We start from the raw sequence: 21,132 nt of genomic DNA on the forward strand, positions 1-21,132 counted from the left end.
GAGACGCCGGAGTCAATCGGCAGTGTCGTAGCGCTGCGCCCTCACGCCCGCTTCGCCGCGCGCTGATACAGCAGGCACAGCAGCGCCAGCAGCACCGCGGCCGAGAGCCCGAGCGACCAGTGGATGCCGATCGCCGCACCGGCTACCCCGATCGTGATGCCGCTGAAGGCCCGCATGCCGAGCCCGGCCATGTTGTAGAGGCCGACGACGCGGCCGCGGATGTCGTGCGGCGCGTTGAGCTGCACCAGCGCCTGCGCCATGGTGTTGAACGAGAGCTCGAAGAAGCCCGCGAAGAACAATAGCGCGATCGCGACCGGATAGACCGGCACGAGCGCGAAGCCGAGCAGCGCCACGCTCCACAGCATCGCCAGCGTGATCGCGGTGCGCGGGGTGCCCTTCAGCCGTCCCCAGGATTCCAGCGCGATGCCGGCCAGCAATGCGCCGGCCGCGTCCGCGGCGAGCAGCACGCTATAGGAGACGCCGGGATCGCCATGGCCGAGATCGCCGGCATAGCCCGGCATCTGGGCGTGATAGGCGTTGCCGATCATGAAGGAGGTGAGGCCGGCGAGCCACGTCATCGCCAACAGCACCGGCTGGGTGCCGATCGCGCGGATGGTGAGCACGATGTCGGCAAGGCCTCGCACCGCGAAGCGATGCGCCGCCACGCTCTTGTCCCTGATCGGGGCCCAGAACAGCCAGAGCAGCATCGGCAGATAAAACAGCGTGTTGAAGATGATGCCGTGCGAGGGACCGAGCGTCAGCATGATGATGCCGCCGACCGCAGGTCCGACCAGGATGCCGAGATAGCGCGCCATCGCGTTCAGCCGCACCGCGCTCGGCAGATCGGCCGGGCCGACCAGGTCATAGAGCAAGAGCTGGTTCGGGGTCTGCCAGAGCACGCCGGCGCAGCCATGGATCACCAGAAGCAGCATCGCGTGCCACATCTGGATCTTATCGGTAAGGAAGAAGTAGCCCCAACCGGCGGAGGCGACGATGAACAGCAGCATGCCGCACTGGATGATGCGGCGCGGATCGAACCGGTCGGCGAGGCCGCCGACCGCGACGGAGAACAGCAGGAACGGCAGCCAGTGCGACAGCACGGCAAACCCGCCCAGCGTCGGCGAATGAAATTTCTGGAACACCACCCAATAGCTGATCACATGCTCGATATTGTCCGCCATCATCGCCAGCACGTAAGAGACGAACTGGAGACGGTAGGGCACGGACCTCATCGCCGCGAACGATCCGGACGCGGCCACGGGATTTTGGGGAAGGGGATTCACGGGATGACCTGAGGTGAGACTCGTGGCGAGTTACACGCTCGGCGGCCGGCGCTCAAGACAATTGGGTGTGGTGGAACAGCAGCCATGCATGCTTGCCACGAGGCCCCGTGATCTCAGGTGCAAGCCTTGCGAGCTCCGGCCCGCTCTCGTCGAGCCGGGGCAGCGACGCAATCCAGGCTGCACCTGCGGAGGGGTCTGGATTGCTTCGTCGCAAGAGCTCCTCGCAATGACGGCGCCCGTACCGCATCGGCCCCGTCATCGCGATCATCACGCAGCATCGGCGACCCCATCGCGCAGCTTCGCCTCGGTCAATCGCCGCAAGCCGGGCCGTTCCGGCAGGTTGTGCGGCGTCCTGACATTCCAGACCAACCAGATCGCTTCGAGTGATCGGATCAGCCACCAGCCGGGATCGACCTGTCCCGGCAAAAGTCCAAGCTTCGCCGAGCCCGGATAGGCGTGATGGTTGTTGTGCCAGTTCTCGCCCATGCTGATCAGCGCGGCGAGGCGGACATTGTAGCCTTGGGCCGCGACGCCATCGACGGTCCAGATCTGATCGCCGCTTGTGTGGGAGAAGTGGCCGACCAGCCAGTGGCCGGTGACGCAGACGCTGACGCGCACGCAAATGCCCCAGACCAGCCAGTCCAGCCCGCCGATTGCAAAGAAGAGGAGGGCCCATGGCAATTGCTGCAACATCCATGTGCGTTCGATGAAGGCATAGAACCGGTCACCGGCAAGCCGCGGTTCGAGCCGAAAATCCGGCGGATGGCGCAGCACCAGCCGGCAATGCAATTGCCACCAGGCATCGCGCCAGAAGCCGGCGCCGTGGCGGGAATACTCATGGCACGCGCCCTGCCGCTGCGCCCAGTCGCGGAAATCGTGCAGGCGGATCATGCCGAACGGCCCGGCCATGCCGACGAGCGTGCCGAGATAGACGAAGAGATGTTCGAGCCAGAGCGGACAATCGAAACTCGCATGGATCAGCTTGCGATGCATGCCGACGGAGTGCCCCGCGCAGAGCGTGACGGCGCTGGTCGCGAGGAACAGCGCCAATGCCGACCAGGAGCAACAGATTGGTCCGAGCGCGATGCCGGCCGCCGTCATGCCCGCCAGCCACAGCGACTTCTGCGGCGCCCATTGCACATATCCGTCCAACGGATCGGTGTCAGAGGCGACAAAAATTCGTTCCGAACCCGGTCGCAAATCCATCGATTGATCCCGGCTGACAGCGGCGCGAGGAGCCGCGCAGGTCCGAAGCAGGCATCGCTTTGGCACACGCAGCCTGCTCACACAACTGCGGCGTGTCAACGCGCCGCGTTGGTATTTCCAATGTCGCAGGGCTGTCATAGGTTGATCGCAGGCCCGCACGATCAAAACACAACAAGCGGGCAGCGAGGAAACAGCCATGCAACTGATCCGCGTCTGCACCCACGCAGGGCCCGGCTCGGAGCCCGTCATCCGCACGGTGCCGTGGCCGAAGGTCGGCCGCAAGGCCGCACTGATCAAGGTCGGCGCCTGCGGGGTCTGCGGCACCGATCTGCATATTTTGAAAGGTCATTGGCCGAAGCCGCTGCCCTGGCCGTTCACGCTGGGACACGAACTCGGCGGCGTCATCGTCGAATGCGGCGACGAGTTCACCGAAGATTTCATGAGCAAGCCGCTCAGCGTCGGTTCGAAAGTAATGATCCCGCCGCTAATGCCCTGCGGCCGCTGCTATTACTGCATCCATTATCCGCAAACCGCGAACAAGTGCCTGACGCCGGTCTATTACGGCCGCTATCTCGGCTTCGACAAGGCGCCGCATCTGTGGGGCGGCTGGGCCGAATATGTCTATGTCGATCTCGACATGCTGCCGGGCACCAAGATCTACAAGCTGCCGGACGACATGTCGTTGCGTCTGGGTGCGCTGTCGGAACCCCTGACCTCCTGCATCCGTGCCTTCAATCGCGCGACGCGCGCCGGCGGATTCAGCTGGGGCGACACCGTGGTGATCCAGGGCTCCGGTCCGATCGGTATCTTGGCAGTCGCGGCCGCCAGGGAGATGGGCGCGGGGCGCGTGATCTGCGTCGGCGCGCCGGAGGAGCCGCGGCTCAAGCTGGCGCGCGAGTTCGGCGCGGAGGCGACTGTGAACATCGACGAGCTGAAGTCACCGCAGGATCGCATCGATCGCGTGCGAAAGATCGTCGGCGGCTTCGGCGCTGATCTCGTGATGGACTGCTCGGGGCATCCGACCGCCGGCCCCGAGGGCATCGAGATGCTGCGCGACGGCGGCACCTATGTCGAGATGGGCCAGTTCACCGACGCCGGCTCGATCGACACCTCCTGGCACCGCATCTGCACCAAGGACCTCAACGTGCTGGGATCCTGGGGCTTCACCGGCAATGATCTCCCGCTCGGCGTCGACATGCTCTACCGCACGCGTGACAAATACCCGTGGCTGAAAATGCAGACGATCTACCCGTTCACGGAAGGGGGCGTCGCGCAGGCGGTGAAGGACGCGATGGCGATGAAGACGGTGAAGTCGACCATCGTGCCGTGGCCGGAGCTGGTGGAATAAGGACGTAGCCGAGATGAGCGACGAAATGACAAACGAAGAGACGGCCGACCCAAACCGGAGCTCCCCCTTCCACGCCATCCGCGCGATCGACTACACCGTCGTCTTCGTGCGCGACATGGCGGCGATGCGCCGCTTCTATGAAGACGTCCTCGCCTTCCCCCTCTCGCGCGAGCTGTCGCCGAACTGGATCGAGTACAGCCTCGGCAGCAACACGCTGGCGCTGGCAAGGCCGAGCCGCACCGCCGGTGATGCACCGACGCCGCCGGGCAGCGCCTCGCTGCAACTGGCCTTCAAGGTCTCCGTCGCCGAGGTCGACGCGTGTGCCGATGAACTCGTGCGGCAAGGCGTGGCGCTGCTGTCGCCGCCGACGAACCAGCCGTTCGGCCATCGCACGCTGTTCTTCCGCGATCCCGACGGCAATCTGCTGGAGGTGTACGCCGAGATCTGAGAAATTCTATTTGACGTATCCCGACAACATGGCGTGCGCCCAGTCCGGACGGTTGTTGGCGAGCGCGCGCGCCGAGGCGGCCTCCCAGTCGTATTCGAGGGCCAGCAGCTCGACCTGCCAGCCCTTTTTGCCCTTGGTGAGGATCGCGTAGCGGGCGTGAGGCGAGCGGTGTTCCAGTTTCGCGGCAAAGGGAATGTCGGCGAAGACCGGGCATCCGACGCTGCCGGGATTGAGGACCAGACATTCGCGCGGCCCGTGAACGACGGCCGGGCGGTGGCTATGGCCACACAGCACCACGCGCGCCGCCGGCTCGCTCGCAAGGCGTGCTTCCAGCACGTCGCGGCGTGCCGGCACAAAGCGGCCGTCGTCGAGTGCCTCCTCCAGCAGGCACGCCGTATCGTTCTCGGGCGTGCCATGGCAAGCCAGGATGCCGTCGTCCAGCCGCAGCTGGGAGGGCAGGTTGTGAAGTGCACGACGCTGCTCCGCAGTCAGTGCGTTTCGCGCAAACAGGCCTGCCGGCGAGAGCTTGTCGTCCGGAAACTCCTCGATCCAGCGATCATGATTTCCGCGCACGGTCGGCAACGACAGCGATTGAAGGAATTCGAACGTTTCCCTCGGCCACAACGGGCTGGTGACGCAGTCGCCGAGGTTGACTATCCGATCGACGCCCCGCGTCTTGATATCCGCCAGCACCGCCTCCAGGGCGGCAAGATTGCCGTGGATGTCGGAAATGACCGCCAATCGCATCTTTATTCCCCATATCGTCAGACGTGAGCGTGGCTCGGCTATAGGCCGATCCCGCTGCATCAAGGTTAATCGAGCTGACCGCAAAAATCCGCCGCAAGCTTCGGGCGCGGCTCGCCGTCAAGCCATGCATCACGGCTATGGTGATTTCCCGGCGCTTGGCGTAAAGAGCGCCCAGATCAAATCAGCGTGCGGTCGGGCCGTTTGCCGCGCACGCAGCTCGGGGCGCCGGTTCAACCGTTCGCGCGCCTGAATCAAACAAGGTTTCCCATCTCGTGTCTCCTCCGGCCCTGACCCCGCCGCTCGCCCGCGCTTTGGCCGAGCGGAACTATGATTCACTGACGCCCGTCCAGCTCGCGGTGCTCGCCCATGAAGCCACCGGCCGCGACCTCCTGGTCTCGGCCCAGACCGGTTCCGGCAAGACCGTCGCTTACGGCTTGGCCATCGCGAACAACATCCTCGATGACGCCGAGCAGTTCGCACCAGCCGCCGCGCCGCTCGCCTTGATCGTGGCGCCGACCCGCGAGCTCGCGCTCCAGGTCCAGCGCGAACTGGCCTGGCTCTATGGGCATGCCGGTGGGCGTGTCGTCTCTTGCGTTGGCGGCATGGATCCGCGGCGCGAGCAGCGCGAGCTGGCCGCTGGTGCACATATCGTTGTCGGTACGCCCGGGCGTCTGTGCGATCATCTGCGGCGCGGCCGCCTCGACATCTCCGAACTCGCCGCGGTCGTGCTCGACGAGGCCGACGAGATGCTCAATCTCGGTTTTCGCGAGGACATGGAATTCATCCTCGAGACCACACCGCAGACGCGCCGCACCTTGCTGTTCTCGGCGACGTTTCCGCGCGGCATCGTCGCGCTGGCGCGGCAATATCAGCGCGACGCCTTCCGGATCGAGGTCGCCGGCGACGAGGGCGGCCACGCCGATATCGAATACCGCGCGATCCGCATCGCGCCCGCCGACGTCGAGCATGCCGTCGTCAACGTGCTGCGCTTCTACGAAGCGCCGAGCGCGCTGGTGTTCTGCAGCACGCGCGATGCCGTCAGGCATTTGCAAGCCGCGCTCCTGGAGCGCGGCTTTTCGGTGGTCGCGCTGTCGGGTGAATTGACTCAGAACGAACGCACCCTGGCGCTGCAGTCGCTGCGCGACGGCCGCGCCCGCGTCTGCGTTGCGACCGACGTTGCCGCCCGCGGCATCGACCTGCCGAGCCTCGACCTCGTCATCCATGCCGATTTGCCCAACGACGCCGAAGTCATGCAGCATCGCTCGGGCCGCACCGGGCGCGCGGGCCGGAAGGGGACGAGCGTCCTGTTGGTGCCGCCCGCGCGGCGACGGCGCGCCGAGCTGTTGCTCGATCTCTCTGGGATCGACGCGGTGTGGGGAACGGCGCCGCAGGCGGATGACATCCGCAAGCTCGATCACGCACGCATGAAGGACGTGCTGTTCACGGAGGAGACCACTCCCGACGATCTGGCTCTGGCGCAAGCGCTCTTGGCGGAGCGCTCGGCCGAGGACATCGCCGCCGCGCTGGCGCGGCTATATCGCGCGCGGCTGCCGTCGCCCGAGGACATCATCGACCCCGGCGAACGGAGCGGCAAGCCGGAGCGCGGGCGTGATAGATCCGGAGAGGGCGATGACCGCGCCAAGCCGCGATCGAAGGCTGGGAAATCGTCGAAGCACGCCATGGCGGAGGGCAGCGTCTGGTTCCGCGCCGCCATCGGGCGGCGCAAGAACGCGGAAGCACGCTGGCTGCTGCCGATGATCTGTCGCCGCGGCGGCATCGACAAGCGCGACATCGGCGCCATCAAGATCATGGACACCACCACCGAGTTCGAGATCTCGAATCGGGTCGCCGAATCCTTTGCGGCGAAGATCAAGCGTCCCGACAAGGAAGACAGCATCCGGATCGAGCCGATGACGGATGCGCCGCACCGGCAAGAAGCTCCTCAGGAGCGCTCCCGCGCGCCGCAGCGCGAGGCCGGCGCTCATCATGAACGGCGCGAGGATCGCCCGCGCGAGGCAGCCGGATTCAAGCCGCGCAGCAAGCCTCAGGGCGAGCGCGCGCCGAAATTCGGCGATGCGCCTTCCTTCGGAAAGAAGAAGCACAAGAACAAGAACAGGCCCGGCCATGCAGAGCCTTCGGTCACGCCGTGGCCTGCGAAGGGCGCGCCCGGAAAAAATGCGAAGAAGAAGCGTCGGGGCTGATCTGCCGCTTTCCGGCCCCGGCCAGACTAACGCCGCCGAAGGCTCGCGCGGTGCGCTATGGCGCAACAAAGCGGCAAGAGCGGCGCCTGCGGCGAGTCGTCGCTTGAATCGAATTTAATCAAGTCGAGAGTCTGAAAGCGAACTGAAGGTCCGATCCTGGTTTGTCATAGTTGGCATCGGCAGGGGGCGAGAGCAGCTCATCAGCAGCATCCCTCCATTTTGAGAGTAGGGGCACTGGTTTCCCGGTGCGGCCCGCACCCGGGAGCTTCTGAGAGTCTTCAATCCAACATCTGGTTTCGCGTGAAAGGATGGAATGACGATGCATGATGCCAATGTGAAAGCCGAGACGAATGCCACTCCCGCGGGTGGGAATGGTGGTGCAAGGCTCAAGTTCGACGTGCCGTTTTTCAATATCCAGGAGATCTTCGGCGATCTTGCCGAGCAGGGCGCCGCGCGGGCCAAGGCAAATCTCGAGCAGATGAAGGCGGCTTCCGAGGAGATCACCGACGCTTTCCGCGAAGCCTGTGCGACCAATGCCACGCGTGCCGCCGACTACGGCACCAAGGTCATCGAAATATCGAAAATCAATACCAGCTCCACCCTGGAATTCCTGTCCCAGCTCGCCGATGCGAGGTCGTTTGCGGATGTCGTGAACCTCTCCACCACCCACACCCGCAGGACCTTTGAAATGGCTTCCGGGCATAACCGGGAGCTTTGGGACCTTGCCCAGAAGGTTGCGACCGAGACGGCCGAGCCGATCAAGAAGAGCTTCAACCGGGTTCTGCACAGGGCAGCTTGAATCGAGGCTATCGGCCGCGTGAATCGGCGGACGAGCGTCTTCGCCAGAAGAGACGCCGTCCGGCTGATAACGGCGACGCCTTTCCGTGAAGGGATGCCGAGCTGGAGGAAATCAGATGGGTATGGTGATGATCAAGTGCCCGGAAACGGGCCGAGCCATTTCGACCGGCATCGAGATGGACCGCGAACGATTTCGGTGCAGTGCAGTGTTCTTCTCTCGCACGTATTGCGAGATGTGTGCGGCAACGCACGAGTGGTTTGCCAAGGAGGCCTGGGTCTACGAAACGGGAAGTCCGGGGGCAGGCAGTCGTTCCGCGCGGGGGCGGCGTGAAGCAGCCTGACGGCGTCCTGCGAAGCAATCCGATCAATTTTGCCCGGGGACGGGCATTACGTCGCGGCAAGTTCGCGCAGCATGTAGGTCGCGTCGTCGCCATAGGATGCGAGCTTTGCGTGCAACTCGGCGTCGGCCGTCACAGCCCGAAAGCCCATGCGTTCCCATAGCGGCGGCGTGCCGTGGACCGAGACCAGCGCGAGCGTTGCGATGCGTGATGCACGCGCCAGCTTCTCGATATCGGCGACATAAGCGCGCATAACGCCGCCGCGGAAATCCGGCAGTACGGCGACATCGTGGATGTAGAGACAGTCCGCGCCATCAGGCAATTCCTGCAGAAAGCCGTCGAGCGGCGGAATCCGGTACCGCATCCAGGGATGCGCCAGTCCGTAGCCGACGATGCCTTGGTCCGTATCGAGTACGCCGCAGCCCTCCGGGCAAAGCCTGATCTTCTCCGCCAGCACCTCTTCGCGTTCGGGCAACGCCGGATGGATGCGTGCCGCAATCGTGCTGATCGCAGGAAGGTCGGAGGCGCGCGCGAGACGCCAATGCGGCTTGCTCATGTCGATCCGTCGTTCGTGGTGTCCCAGTCTATTCCGCCGCGGCGATGCGCGCAGCGGGAAAGATCCTGGCGGTCGTTATCGCGGATATTCCAGCTGCATCGCCACGAAGTCGGCCGTGCGTGCTCCGTAGCGCGTCTCGATCGCGCGCAGCGTTTCGTCCAGCGCCCGCGCCGGCGGCGAGGCGCCGGAATCCGGCATGGCCTGCTCCGCCGGCCAACTCCCGGCAATGCGGTCCGGCAGGATGCGAAGACCGCTGCGGCTGGTCCGCGCCTCTGCCGTGGCGGCGAAGGTGAGGGCGCGCGAGCGGTAGGTGCGCGACCACGCATCGGCGATCAGGGCGAGCGAGACCTCGTCGACATCAGGCGTCAACGCGATGCCGAGTTGCTCGCGCTTCCAGAATGCGAGCGTGTTTGCGATCGCCGTCAGCGCGAAGGGGCGTGTGAAGCTGAACGCGTCGCTGCGGTGGCGAGCATCCCATCGCGCAAGGCCGATGTCGCCGGCGACCGCCTCGGCCTTGGCGCGGCCGGCGATCGCCTCGATCAAGGTGAGGGCCATCGGCATGGATGCGGTGATGCCGGTGGTCGTCGCGACGCCCTGGTCGACGACCAGCCTGCGGTCCGCCGCGTAGCGGATCGTCGCATGCTTCTTCAGGTCGCCCACGGAATACCAGTGCGTCGTGGCCCGCTTGCCGTCGAGCAGCCCGGTGTTGGCAACAACCGTGGCACCGACGCAGACGCCGATCACGATCGCGCCCTTGCCGGCTTGGCTCCTGATCCAGTGCAAGACCGTTGCGTCGTCGTCGCGGCTCATCGCCGGCACGATGACATAGTCGGCGCCATCGGGGTACGCGGCATCGAACTCGGCGATGGTCGCATGCGGCTGCACCTTGAGGGCGGGATAGAGCGTGACGGGCCCTTTCTGCGTCGACAAGGTGAGGACGTCGGCGACGTCGGCGCGGGCGAGAATGCCGTAGGGCATCAGGTAATCGGTGGTCTCGCTCATGTCGTTGATGCCGACGATGGCGATTAAGGGGCGCTTGCGTTTCGGCGGTTTCAGCGCCGCCAGGGTCGATTCGGTTTCGTCTCTGGAAATCGCAGGCGCGGTTCCCGAGGCTGGCGCGGCTGGCAGCAGGAGCAGCCAGGTCGCGCCGATCCCTACCAGCAATGTCATGCCGCCGAGGGCAGTCCACGCTAGATTGCGCCAGCTCATCATGATGTCACCCGCTCGTCTCACGCGGCGCGGAAGCTATCCGGTCGCATCGACGTCAGGAATGACGCAAATCCGGCAAAAACGGTCACGCTGCGCGACGATCCATCGCAGGATCGCCGCACGTCTGCAGGGGCTCTATCGCAGCCCCTCATACACCATCAGCCCGCGCGCGATCTGCAATTTGCGGATGGCGCGCGGCAGGAGTTTCTCCGGCTGGTGCAGGTAGCGCCAGGAAGTGAGGGTGAAGGCGGACAACGTGCCACATTCGTCGTCGAACGGCGCGAGCACGCCGGTGACGCTGACCGGCGTATGCGGGCGGGCGTTGAAGGGCAGCAGCAGGAGCTCGAGATGCGCCTTGCTGCCGTCCTCGCGCGCGGCGGTGACGCCGGCGATCGCGCCCAGCGTCTCGTCGGCGACGATCGTCGTGATCTCCTCGATCTCGCTGCGGCTGGCCTCTGTGAACAGCGCCGCAAAGCTGCGGTCCTTGAGGTCGGTTCCCGCGAGCGCGCAGACGCGCGTGCCGGCGACGCGGAACGGGAAGCCGAGGTTCGGCTCGCAGGACAGCACGAAGATGTCGCCGAGCAGGCCGCGGACCGCGGCCGGGTCGATGTCGCCCCGGTCAGGAGCCCGTGCAGTGCCGCGCTGCTTGTCCCAATACGCGAAGAACGCGCGGCTCGACTGATGTTTCATGACTGAACGCTCGCCCCGGGGTGCAACCTCGAAGGGACAGACTTGTCCCGCTTCAGTGCACCCGCGATCCCTTCTGTTGTTGTGCAGGAGGGGATTTGCAGCGTCCATGCCGCCGGCGCGTTTTCAGGCTTCTTGGGCCGGCCTTTGCGTCGTTAACGTTAAATTAACTATGCGCTTCGTGCCGGCCGCGCGCCTGCTATGGTGACCGCGGTCGCAAGCCTCGCCGCTTTCTCCAGGTTCTCGGCGGGGCCTGTACAGGGCGTCAAACAGTTTGGTCACGGGCCGCGGGGAGGGGTGGGGATACGCCTTATCTCTCCGGCCATCGGAAGACCGACACGGACAGGCAGGGCTTTCCCAGGGCCCTGCCTTTTCCTTTTGTCGGCTAGTTCGTGAGCCCCGGACGCAGCGCAGCACTCCTTCAGTGATGCGCTGCAGAGCCGGCCCATGTTGCACTCGACAGAGAAATCTGGGTCCCGGCTCTGCGGCGCGTCACTTCGTGCCGCGCCTTGTCCGGGACACGAAACCGGTTCGCATCGGGGGGCCTGGTGTCCCGGACGCGCTGCAGCGCCTTAGCGCTGCTGCGCAGAGCCGGGACCCAGTTACTCAGCCAAAGAGCTCAGTTCATCCGTCAGATCCCGCCAGTCCGGATTGATGTCCTCGATCAGCTTCAGCTTCCAGGCGCGCCGCCATCGCTTCAGCGAGTGCTCGCGTGCCCGTGCTTCGAGGATCGATCCGTAGCTTTCGAAATAGACGAGCAGGGTGACCCCGTACTGTTTCGTGAACCCAGGCACGAGCTTTGCCTTATGGGCGACCATCCGGCAGGCGAGATCGTTGGTGACGCCAACATACAGCGTGCCGTTTCGCTTGCTCGCAAGGATGTAAACAAAGAAGGCGGGTTGCATTGGGGAAGCTCGGGAGTTGAACTACCTAAAATTGCATGGCTTGAGCTTGCTGCCAACTGGGTCCCGGCTCTGCGGCGCGTCACTGCGTGCCGCGCCTTGTCCGGGACACGAAACCGGTTCGCATCGGGGGGCCTGGTGTCCCGGACGCGCTGCAGCGCCTTAGCGCTGCTGCGCAGAGCCGGGACCCAGTCTGCCTGCCAGCGAACGATACAGCCCGCATGATTTCCTTTTGTGCACTTGCGCAGGGACGGCAAAGGCGCCTATCTCCAAGCCTGTCGCCCCGATGTCGCCCGAAAGCGAAGCTGCCTTGGATTCCCCGCAAGATTCATCGCCGCAAGGTCCTCAGCCGGGCCCGCCGGCCGTCGTGGAGGCTCCGCGCGAGCCGATCCTGACGCTGCCTCCGGCGCTGACCGCCTATATCCTGCTGCTGGCGGCGATCCATCTGCGCGTGCTGCTACCGCCCGAGCTCGACAACTGGACCATCGACGTCTTCGGCTTCATCCCGAAGCGCTACGATTCCTCGCTGCTCAATCTGCAGATCCCGGGCGGGGCGGGGGCGAAGGTCTGGACCTTCGTCACCTATTCGCTGCTGCACGCCAATCTCACCCATCTTGGCTTCAACGTGCTGTGGCTCCTGCCGTTCGGCAGCGCGTTGGCGCGGCGTTTCGGCACCGTCAGGTTCTTCGTCTTCCTGGCCGTGACGGCGGCAGCCGGCGCGCTCGCCCATCTCATCACCCATGAGCATGCGGTGGCGCCGATGATCGGCGCCTCGGCCTCGGTGTCGGGCGCGATGGCCGCCGCAATGCGCTTTGCCTTCGTCCGCGGCAGCTTCCTGTCGTTCAGCCGATCGGATGCCGATACCGCCGCGAAAGTTCCGGCGCTGCCGCTGTCGCGCGCGCTGCGCGACGGGCGGGTGGTCGGCTTCCTCGCCGTGTGGTTCGGCGTCAACATCATCTTCGGCGTGGGCGCGATCGGCATCGATGCGGAAACCACGAGCGTGGCCTGGCAGGCGCATATCGGCGGCTTCTTCGCCGGCCTGTTGTTGTTCGCGCTGTTCGATCCCGTGCCGCGCGTGCGAAGCGATGCTGCGGATGCGTCATCACGGGACGTTTCAGACCGAATCTGAAGCGGCGCTTGCGACGCGGCCCGAATTCATCCATCATTCCCGCGAAGAATGTTCCGAAGCGACACGTCCTTAGCGACGATGCTTCGCAAAGCGCACGAGCGTGAAACCGGCGCTGTAACTGTTAGTTGAAGACTCGCGAACAAGTCCGAACCGCCGAAGGCGAACGGCTCGGATTCAGGGAGGCGACGATGACGGTACGTTCCATTCTGAACACCAAGGGCCACCAGATCATGAGCGTCGAGCCCGACGCCAAGCTGGCGGACGCGATCAAGCTGCTGGCTGAGAAGAAGATCGGCGCGGTGCTGGTGATGAGCCAGAGCCGGCTCGAGGGCATCCTGTCGGAGCGCGACATTGTGCGCGTGCTCGGCGAGCGCGGCGCCGGCGTGCTGGAGGCGCCAGTCTCCGAGGTGATGACCCGCAAGGTCGTGACCTGCAAGGAGACCGACACCGTCGCCGAGCTCATGGAGATGATGACGACCGGCAAGTTCCGTCATCTGCCCGTGATTGACAACGGCAAGGTGGTCGGCCTGATCTCGATCGGCGACATCGTCAAGCGTCGCGTCCAGGAATACGAGAGCGAGCAGGAAGCCCTGCGCGACTACATCAAGACTGCCTGATCAGGCCAAGTCTCCCGCTTTCGGCTCGTCCGCTTTCGGCGCGATGCCCGCGGGCGCCGGCGCCAGCACGTGGATCGCCTCCTGGATGGACTCCAGTGCACGCTCCGCAGCGCGCGTGCCATGCGCGATCAGGTCTTCGGAGCGGTGGAAGTCGAACCAGCCGAACTGGCCGACCCGCGGCGTAATCAGCATGTCGGGCGGATCGCCGGCGAGACGGGCGCGGGTGATGCGGTCCTGCATGATGTTGAAGGCGTCCACCATCACCGAGGAGATGCCGGGTCGGCCGTTACCGCCGAAGAACTCGCGCTTCATCGTCTTCTCGGGCGAGAACAGGCGCGGGAAGCGCCGCTTCGCCGTCGGCTCCTCGGCCACCGGTACGACCGGGGCGGGCACCGCGCCGTGCGAATAAATCGTGGTGGAATGGGTGAAGATGTCGCTGGAAAGATTTGCGGCGATGACGATTTCGGCGCCGAGCGCGCGGGCGGCCGAGACCGGCACCGGGTTCACCAGCGCGCCGTCGACCAGCCAGCGGTCGCCGATCAGCACCGGCGCGAAGATGCCGGGCAGGGCGTAGGAGGCGCGCATGGCATCGACCACGCGGCCGCGCGTCAGCCAGATCTCGTGGCCGGTGCGAACCTCGGTCGCGACGCTCGCGAACTTGATGGGCAGGTCCTCGATCAGGATCTGCCCGATCGCCTCCTCGAGCCGGGTCGCGAGCTTCTCGCCACCGAGCAGGCCGGAGCCGTTGAGACGGATATCGAGATAGCCGAGAATGTTGCGCATCCCTTGCAGGCTGCGCCCCCATTCCTCGAACGTATCGAGCCGGCCGGCCGCGTGGAGGCCGCCGACCACGGCGCCGATGGATGTGCCGACCACGACATCGGGCACGATTCCATTGGCAATCAGGGTCCTCAGGATTCCGATATGGGCAAAGCCGCGCGCCGCGCCGCCGCCGAGGGCAAGGCCGATCACCGGCCGGCGGATGCTGCCCAGGCCAACTTTTTCGCCGACTTTTTCGCCCACTTTCTCGCCGTTCGAGCCGTTCGCGCCCCGGCCTTTCAATCTGTCCAGCACCGAAACTCTCCTACGCCGGGCCAGCCCGCATCGTCAGACTAGGCATCGCACTTGCGCTCCGCCATATCAGGCGCGAAGCATGGTTTATGCCGCTTTGGAAAGGGCACGGGGCAGGAATATGGCGAGGGCCAGTTGCCAAGGGGCTAATCACGCAGCCGTCAAGCCGGTTCCACCGAAGGTCTAGGGCCGTATTTCCTGGGGTTTCAGAGGCTTGAATTTGCCGCGTTTTCGGTGAAAAGCAGGGAGCATGACACGCGGGGGTGACGGCATCAGCGGATGGCGGCGCAGCGGCAGGCTGCTGCCGGCGCTGATCCTTGCCGTATGCCTCTTTACTTCCGGCCGAAATGCCGCCCAGGCGCAGCTTTTCTCGGATCGTCCGCCGCCGGTCCCGCCGGCCTCGGTGCCCGACCCAGGCAACGCTGTCAGCCTGGCGCCGCCCTCCGGGCTGGGCGCGGGACCCTCAAGCCTGCCGCCGACCCTGATGCAGCCGGCGACCCCCAGCATGCCACCGCCCGCGGTCTCGACCGTGCCGCCCGCCGCCCCGCTGAATGCGGCCGTGCCCGGACAGGGCGTGCTGTCGCTGACGGCGAAGTACGGCAAAGACTCGGCCCCGATCACCAGCGGCCTGGTCTGGCGCGTATTTGCCGACCGGCCCGACGAGAACGGCACCTTCAAGCTGATCCGCGAGGACCGCAGCGGGACGCCGAACATCGTGCTGCCGCCCGGCAATTATGTCGTCCACGTCGCCTTCGGCCTCGTCAGCGCGGTGCGCACCGTCAGCCTGAAGTCGGAGACCAATCGCGAATCCTTCGTGCTGCCGGCCGGCGGCCTGCGCATCGAGGGCCGCGTCGGTACCAGCCGCATTCCGCAGAACCAGATCTCGTTCGCGATCTACAAGGGCAGCCAGTTCGAATCGGGCGAGCGCGCGTCCCTGGTGCCGAACGTCGCCGCCGGCGACGTCGTGCTGATCCCGGAGGGCACCTATTACATCGTCTCCAATTACGGCGATGCCAATTCGGTGGTGCGCTCGGACATCCGCGTCCAGGCCGGCAAGCTCACCGACGTCACCATCACCCACCGCGCCGCCGTCATCACGCTCAAGCTGGTCAGCGACAGGGGCGGCGAGGCGCTCGCCAACACCGCCTGGTCGGTGCTGACCCCGGGCGGCGACGTCATCAAGGAATCGATCGGCGCATTCCCGCGCGTCGTGCTGTCCGAAGGCGAGTACCGCGCCATCGCCAAGAACGAGGGCAAGGTCTACGAGCGCGGATTCAACGTCGTCAACGGCGTCGACGGCGAAGTCGAGGTCATCGCGCGCTAAGGCCAGCCGTCGGCGAGAGGCTCCGGCACGACGATTCTCATCGCGCGCACGGCTGTGCATCTTCTGTTACCGTCACCTTCAGCGCGTTTCTGCCAGGTAACCTCGGGCCCCTCTCTGTGTTCTGTTGTGAACACTGGTAGCGTCATCATTGCGTGGAGGGGGCCAGGAAACACCGGCGGCATCGGCTTATTCCGGCAGCAGCGCGTCTTGCTTACGACCGTGGACGGTACGTATTTCCGATCATCAATTTTATTCTCTTTCCATCCTGCTGCGCTATATGTCTGGCGTCCGTCCAACGGGGGAAGCCGGAGCAGGCTCATGCCTTGCAGGACCGGCATGGAGCAGGGGACCAGGCTTGTCGGCATGTTCGAAGTGATCCTCACCAGGCGCAAGCGGTTCGGCTGGCGGTGGCAGGTGTGCGACCAGTCCGGCAAGATATTTGCCGACGGCTTCGAGCGCACGCGCCCGTCCGCCAAATATCAGGGCGAACGCGCGTTGTTCTTCCTGCTGTCCCAGGCCTATTTGCGCAACCGCTCGGCGGCCTCCAGCGAGGATTAGCGGGGTAGGCCACCATCCCTTGCGTTGCCCGACGGGCAAAACACGCGAGCGCTAGGTCAACGCACTCGGCCCAAAATATTCCGCTTTACCGAAATTCGGAAATCGCGTATGTGTCGCGCAACCCGGCCCAAGGAAGAGGGGCGTATCGCGATCGTCACGAACGCGGGTCGGGGGGCGGTGGACGCTGATGGCGTTGGCGCGAAAGGGTTTGCAGGGCGGAGAGCCGTGAGCAAAGACCTCGCGCATACGACCGGTGTCATCGGCGTACGGCAAAATCGTGTGGTCCTGGCGCCCGGGGTCTGTGCGCCAAGTCTTGCGGTGATGGGAGCGGCCCAACCGGGCTCACGCGTCAGCCATCCGCAAGGCGACGGGGGCAATAGTGCATCGCTCCCCGGGGAGAGCACGACATAAGCCGTAAAGCCACTGCGCAGGGAAGGCCGGATGTTTGGCTTCACCTGTATGCCGCTGTGCAAATTCTTCGTTGCCACCTTTCGCACAGTGGACCGTGGGTGCCCGGCCGGCACCCGGTCTTCCCTGCGCCCTCTTTCAATTATGAGGGTGAGACGACAGGCAAAAGCTCGGGCGAAATGAGCCGCGAGGATGCGCAGGTGTGTCCTCAAATGAGATGCCCGTCGCAGAACGGCGCCGGCGCCACTTGCTCCGTCATTGCGAGCGCAGCGAAGCAATCTAGAATCTTTCCGCGGAGGGATTCCTGGATTGCTTCGCTGCGCTCGCAATGACGATGTTGAGGCAGGTGCGCGCCAAAGCTCCGCTCTCGGGCCCCGGCTCTGCGCCGCACCGCTTACGCGTCGCGTCCGGGACACGAGAGCAGCTTCGCGCAACCGTCACAGTCTCTAACGCCCACTAACCAACACCTGACTTAAAACTGTCATAATCGCTGAATGGAACCCGCGCCTGCGCGCTTTTTACATGTCGTTAAGCGCGCCTGCATTGCATGCGGCGGGAAAGTGCGTTGGGGACTGCAATGACTGCCGCGAAGAAGATCCCGGGAAAACCGGCCGCCGAAATGTTCGACGACATCCCGGTGCTTCAGCGCAAATGGCGTGCGGCGTTGAAGCCGGGCGAGCGGCTGCCGCGCTACGAGGACGTCATGCTCGGCAGTCTCGGGCGGCTTGCAGACCACATCGCGCTCTTGAAGAACGATGGCGTGCTCGAGCTGTCGCGCAGCGGACGCTACGTGCAGAAATGGCTCGGCGAGGAGCGCTGGGACATTCCCCTGGCCGAGCTGTCGCCCGATTGCGCCACGGCCCTGTCGGAAGCGGCGGCGAGCGCGCTGGCGGCCGGACGGCCGCACCTGGCGAGCGCGCATTGCGTGCGCGACGGAATGGTCAGAACCTACGACGTGCTGGCGCTGCCGACGTCCTCGCGCTGGGGCGCGACGTTGATCGGCGCCTATGTCAACGAGCGCGGCGCGCAGTACAATCTGCTCGACGCCATCTTTTCAGCGACCGAAGACGCGGTGGTCTCGCTGGCGACGCTGCGCGATGCCGCCGGCAAGCCGTTCGACCTTCAGGTCGTGCACCACAACAAGAGCGCGGGCGAGCTGCTGAAGGTTGCAGGCGCAAGCCTGTTGTGGCGGCGGATCGGCGAAGGCGGCACGCTGCTGGCCTTGCCCGAGGTGATGGAATTCCTGCTCAAGGCCGTATCGGGCAGCCGCTGCGAGCAGCTCGAGCTCGAGAGCGAGGGGCGCTACCTCAGGCTCAGCGCCACGGCCTTTGCCGACGTGGTCTCGCTGACCATCTCCGATGTCACCGTCCTGAAGCGGCGCGATGCTTCGTTCCGCCTCCTGTTCGACAACAATCCAATGCCGATGTGGGTGTTCGACGCAGAGACCAAGGAGTTCCTCAGCGTCAACGACGCCGCGGTCCAGCACTACGGCTACAGCCGCGCGACCTTCCTGCGCATGAAGCTGCACGAGATCTGGCCGGAGGACGAGTGGGACAGCCACGCCGCGGCGCTGGAGCGCCTCGGCGACGCCTACCACTCCTCGCGCAATTGGCGACACTTGCGCGCCGACGGCAGCGAGATCGAGGTGCTCACCTTCGGCCGTCGCGTCGCCTTCGACGAGCGCGACGGCTATCTGGTGGCGGTGGTCGACATTACCGAACGGCGCAAGGCCGAAGCGCGCATCGCCTATATGGCGCATCATGACGGGCTCACCGACCTGCCGAACCGCGAACACTTCCAGGAGCGCCTGAAGCAGGCGCTGGACCAGGCCGCGGGAAAACGGGTCGGCGTGCTCTACATCGATCTCGACCTGTTCAAGAACATCAACGATTCCTTCGGTCATCCGGTGGGCGATCGCCTGTTGAAGCAGGTCGCCGAGCGCCTGACGATTGCGGTCCGCGGCACCAATCTCGCCGCGCGGCTCGGCGGCGATGAGTTCGCCGTCATCTTGGCTGCCGACGTCTCGCCGAACGAGGCCAGCGCCTGTGCCTCCCTGCTGATCGACATGCTCAAGGCACCTTACGACGTCGACGGACAGGAGATGGTGATCGGCGCCAGCGTCGGCATCGCGCTGTCGCCGGGCGATGGCACCACGCCGGAAGAGTTGATGCGCAATGCCGACATGGCGCTGTACCGGGCCAAGGCCGACGGCGGCGGCGTGCACCACTTCTTCGAGCGTGAGATGGACCTCCAGGCGCAGAGGCGCCGCGACATGGAGCTGGATCTGCGCCGGGCATTCGCCAACGGCGAGTTCGAGCTGCACTATCAGCCGCTGGTGTCGATCGCCTCCGACCGCATCTCCGGCTTCGAGTCGCTGCTGCGCTGGCGTCATCCGGACAAGGGCATGATCTCGCCCGCGGAGTTCATCCCCGTCGCCGAAGACATCGGCCTGATCACCCAGCTCGGCGAATGGGTGCTGCGCGAAGCCTGCACCGAGGCGGTGAAATGGCCCGTCGACGTCAAGGTCGCCGTCAACCTGTCGCCGGCACAATTCCGCAGCCGCAACCTGGTCCAGGTCGTGATCTCGGCCCTGGCGCAGTCCGGCCTGTCGCCGAAGCGGCTCGAGCTCGAGATCACCGAGTCGATTTTCCTGGCCGAGACCGACGCCAATGTCGCCACCTTGCACCAGCTGCGCGAGCTCGGCGTCGGTATTTCCATGGACGATTTCGGCACCGGCTATTCCAGCCTGAGCTATCTCCGCAGCTTTCCGTTCGACAAGATCAAGATCGACCGCTCCTTCGTCAAGGATCTGGCCGAGCGGCCCGACTGCGGTGCGATCGTGCGCGCGATCTCGGGTTTGGGGCGCAGCCTCAATATCACCACGACCGCGGAGGGCGTGGAGACCGAGGATCAGCTCGACTGGCTGCGCGCCGAAGGCTGCAACGAGGTGCAGGGATTTCTGTTCAGCGCCGCGCGGCCGGCGGTCGAGCTCGGAAAGCTCCTCGCCGATTTCGGCCAGCGCACCTCACGGGCGGCGTAATGCGGGCGGATAGCAATCGTAAACCAGCGCCTTGAACGCGGGGGTAATGCGGCCGCGCTCGTTCTGGGTCTGCTGCATCATGACGTAGACCATGTCGAGCTTGGGATCGACGCCGAAATAGGTGCCGCTCCCCGAGTCCCATTTCAATTCGCCGAGCGAGCCCGGCGGGGGCGGTTTTGCATTGCCGGGATCGGTGCGCACCGCAAGGCCGTAGCCATAACCGAAGCCGTCGCCTGGAAAATAGAAATAGTCGCGTCCGACGCCGGAGCCCGGCCCGATCTGATCGGTCGTCATGGCCTTGAACGCGGCGGGGCTGAGATAGCGCCTGCCCTCGAACTCGCCGCCGTTGAGCAGCATCTGCGAGAAGCGCTGATAGTCGGTGATGGTCGAGAGCAGGCCGCCGCCGCCCGATTGCCATTCTGGATGGTCCAGGCGGTCGCGCTCGCCGGCGAGCAGGATTGAGTCGCTCGGCAGCGGCCGCGCCATCCGCGCCAGCTCGTCCTCGGTCGCGAGCGTAAATTTGGTGCTGTTCATGCCGAGCGGATCGAAGATGCGTGCTTTCAGGAAGTCGTACAGCGTCTGGCCCGAGATGATCTCGATGACGCTGCCGAGCACGTCGGTGGAATGGCCGTAGCGCCACAGCGTTCCGGGCTGCCGCGCCAGCGGCAGCTTGGCGATGCGATCGGCGAACTCCCTGTTGTTGAAGGGACCCTCGAAAATATTGGCGGCCTTGTATGCGTGCTCGACCCATTCGCTGCCGATGTAATCGTAACTGATGCCCGAAGTATGCCGCAGCAGATCCTCGATGTTGACGGGGCGCTCAGGTGGGACGAAGTCGAGCTCCAGCTTGCCGTCGGGCCGGGTCACCTCGAGGCCGACCTTGGTCTCGGCAAACAGCGGGATGTATTTCGACACGGGGTCGGTCAGCGCAAGCTTGCCCTCGTCGATCAGCATCATCGCGCCAAGGCACGTGATCGGCTTGGTCATGGAGTGGATGGCGAAGATCGTATCCGGCGTCATGGCAAGGCCGGTCCTGGTATCGCGCACGCCGAAGCATTTCAGATAAACCGGCTTGCCGTGCTGCTGCACCAAAATAACGGCGCCCGGCAGCCGGCCGCTTGCCACCTCGTTGTCGAAGAACGCCGTGATGCGGTCGAGCCCGTCGGGCGAGGGGGCGGGGATGTCCGCGGCCGGGCTTCGCGCCATCGTGCCGGCCAGCATGGCTGCCCCGACCAGAAATTCACGGCGTCTCATCCGCAGCT

Annotated in this window: 18 protein-coding genes; 9 read left to right on the top strand and 9 right to left on the bottom strand. The window is 65.2% G+C overall.

Features of this window, described 5'->3' with window-relative positions:
• Positions 1-41 precede the first annotated feature (41 nt).
• The gene (locus ABIA40_RS06950) at positions 42-1,283 is read right to left on the bottom strand and encodes an MFS transporter (protein ID WP_404540151.1); all 1,242 of its coding nucleotides are present in this window, start codon (positions 1,281-1,283) and stop codon (positions 42-44) included.
• A 267-nt stretch (positions 1,284-1,550) separates the two neighbouring features.
• Complete coding sequence (locus ABIA40_RS06955; RefSeq protein ID WP_404540154.1) at positions 1,551-2,708, bottom strand: acyl-CoA desaturase; 1,158 nt, start codon at positions 2,706-2,708, stop codon at positions 1,551-1,553.
• Between ABIA40_RS06955 and ABIA40_RS06960 the strand changes: the two genes are divergently transcribed.
• Entirely contained in the window at positions 2,686-3,837 is a 1,152-nt protein-coding gene (locus tag ABIA40_RS06960; RefSeq protein WP_404540156.1) for a zinc-binding dehydrogenase, read from the top strand. The genes ABIA40_RS06955 and ABIA40_RS06960 overlap by 23 nt on opposite strands.
• Before the next feature lie 25 nt (positions 3,838-3,862).
• Positions 3,863-4,285 carry a VOC family protein gene (locus tag ABIA40_RS06965; protein WP_404540159.1) on the top strand — a complete coding sequence of 141 codons (423 nt, stop codon included), beginning with the start codon at positions 3,863-3,865 and terminating at the stop codon, positions 4,283-4,285.
• Positions 4,286-4,291: 6 nt separating this feature from the next.
• On the opposite strand, the gene ABIA40_RS06970 is transcribed toward ABIA40_RS06965, so the two are convergent.
• Positions 4,292-5,032 carry a metallophosphoesterase gene (locus ABIA40_RS06970; protein ID WP_271545097.1) on the bottom strand — a complete coding sequence of 247 codons (741 nt, stop codon included), beginning with the start codon at positions 5,030-5,032 and terminating at the stop codon, positions 4,292-4,294.
• 272 nt (positions 5,033-5,304) lie between these two features.
• On the opposite strand from ABIA40_RS06970, the gene ABIA40_RS06975 reads away from it, so the two are divergent.
• Both ABIA40_RS06975 and ABIA40_RS06980 read left to right on the top strand, forming a co-directional pair.
• Entirely contained in the window at positions 5,305-7,233 is a 1,929-nt protein-coding gene (locus ABIA40_RS06975) for a DEAD/DEAH box helicase (RefSeq protein ID WP_404540162.1), read from the top strand.
• Positions 7,234-7,552: 319 nt separating this feature from the next.
• Entirely contained in the window at positions 7,553-8,032 is a 480-nt protein-coding gene (locus ABIA40_RS06980) for a phasin (protein ID WP_225142701.1), read from the top strand.
• A 386-nt stretch (positions 8,033-8,418) separates the two neighbouring features.
• Here the strand turns inward: ABIA40_RS06980 and ABIA40_RS06985 are convergent, their stop codons facing one another.
• The 4 genes from ABIA40_RS06985 to ABIA40_RS07000 all read right to left on the bottom strand — a co-directional run bounded on the left by ABIA40_RS06985 (position 8,419) and on the right by ABIA40_RS07000 (position 11,726).
• A complete protein-coding gene (locus ABIA40_RS06985; RefSeq protein WP_271544683.1) occupies positions 8,419-8,925 on the bottom strand; it encodes a GNAT family N-acetyltransferase in 507 nt (168 codons plus the stop codon).
• Positions 8,926-9,000: 75 nt separating this feature from the next.
• The gene (locus tag ABIA40_RS06990) at positions 9,001-10,134 is read right to left on the bottom strand and encodes a DJ-1/PfpI family protein (protein WP_404546181.1); all 1,134 of its coding nucleotides are present in this window, start codon (positions 10,132-10,134) and stop codon (positions 9,001-9,003) included.
• Between the two features lie 135 nt (positions 10,135-10,269).
• Positions 10,270-10,824 carry a PAS domain-containing protein gene (locus ABIA40_RS06995; RefSeq protein ID WP_404540165.1) on the bottom strand — a complete coding sequence of 185 codons (555 nt, stop codon included), beginning with the start codon at positions 10,822-10,824 and terminating at the stop codon, positions 10,270-10,272.
• Between the two features lie 599 nt (positions 10,825-11,423).
• A complete protein-coding gene (locus ABIA40_RS07000) occupies positions 11,424-11,726 on the bottom strand; it encodes a GIY-YIG nuclease family protein (protein ID WP_404540168.1) in 303 nt (100 codons plus the stop codon).
• 307 nt (positions 11,727-12,033) lie between these two features.
• Here ABIA40_RS07000 and ABIA40_RS07005 point away from each other — a divergent pair, with 307 nt between their 5' ends.
• Together ABIA40_RS07005 and ABIA40_RS07010 are read left to right on the top strand one after the other, a co-directional pair.
• Positions 12,034-12,852 carry a rhomboid family intramembrane serine protease gene (locus tag ABIA40_RS07005; RefSeq protein ID WP_157280629.1) on the top strand — a complete coding sequence of 273 codons (819 nt, stop codon included), beginning with the start codon at positions 12,034-12,036 and terminating at the stop codon, positions 12,850-12,852.
• Between the two features lie 188 nt (positions 12,853-13,040).
• Positions 13,041-13,469 carry a CBS domain-containing protein gene (locus tag ABIA40_RS07010; RefSeq protein WP_225124846.1) on the top strand — a complete coding sequence of 143 codons (429 nt, stop codon included), beginning with the start codon at positions 13,041-13,043 and terminating at the stop codon, positions 13,467-13,469.
• Here ABIA40_RS07010 and ABIA40_RS07015 read toward each other — a convergent pair whose 3' ends face one another.
• Positions 13,470-14,543 (bottom strand): patatin-like phospholipase family protein, encoded by a 1,074-nt coding sequence (locus tag ABIA40_RS07015; protein WP_036015237.1) that lies wholly within the window; start codon positions 14,541-14,543, stop codon positions 13,470-13,472.
• Positions 14,544-14,790: 247 nt separating this feature from the next.
• On the opposite strand from ABIA40_RS07015, the gene ABIA40_RS07020 reads away from it, so the two are divergent.
• From ABIA40_RS07020 to ABIA40_RS07030, 3 genes are all read left to right on the top strand, one after another.
• Positions 14,791-15,864, top strand: a complete 1,074-nt coding sequence (locus ABIA40_RS07020; protein WP_271544676.1) for a hypothetical protein — start codon at positions 14,791-14,793, stop codon at positions 15,862-15,864.
• A gap of 318 nt (positions 15,865-16,182) precedes the next feature.
• A complete protein-coding gene (locus ABIA40_RS07025) occupies positions 16,183-16,422 on the top strand; it encodes a hypothetical protein (RefSeq protein ID WP_244941448.1) in 240 nt (79 codons plus the stop codon).
• Positions 16,423-17,407: 985 nt separating this feature from the next.
• Positions 17,408-19,870, top strand: coding sequence for a putative bifunctional diguanylate cyclase/phosphodiesterase (locus ABIA40_RS07030; RefSeq protein WP_404540174.1), 2,463 nt, complete (start codon positions 17,408-17,410; stop codon positions 19,868-19,870).
• Here ABIA40_RS07030 and ABIA40_RS07035 read toward each other — a convergent pair.
• On the bottom strand, positions 19,856-21,124 hold the full coding sequence (locus ABIA40_RS07035; protein ID WP_404540177.1) for a serine hydrolase domain-containing protein: 1,269 nt from the start codon (positions 21,122-21,124) through the stop codon (positions 19,856-19,858). The two genes, ABIA40_RS07030 and ABIA40_RS07035, sit on opposite strands and share 15 nt — an antisense overlap.
• Between the last annotated feature and the right edge of the window lie 8 nt (positions 21,125-21,132).

It is taken from the genome of Bradyrhizobium sp. USDA 223 (genome assembly GCF_044909005.1).
Taxonomy (GTDB): domain Bacteria; phylum Pseudomonadota; class Alphaproteobacteria; order Rhizobiales; family Xanthobacteraceae; genus Bradyrhizobium; species Bradyrhizobium yuanmingense.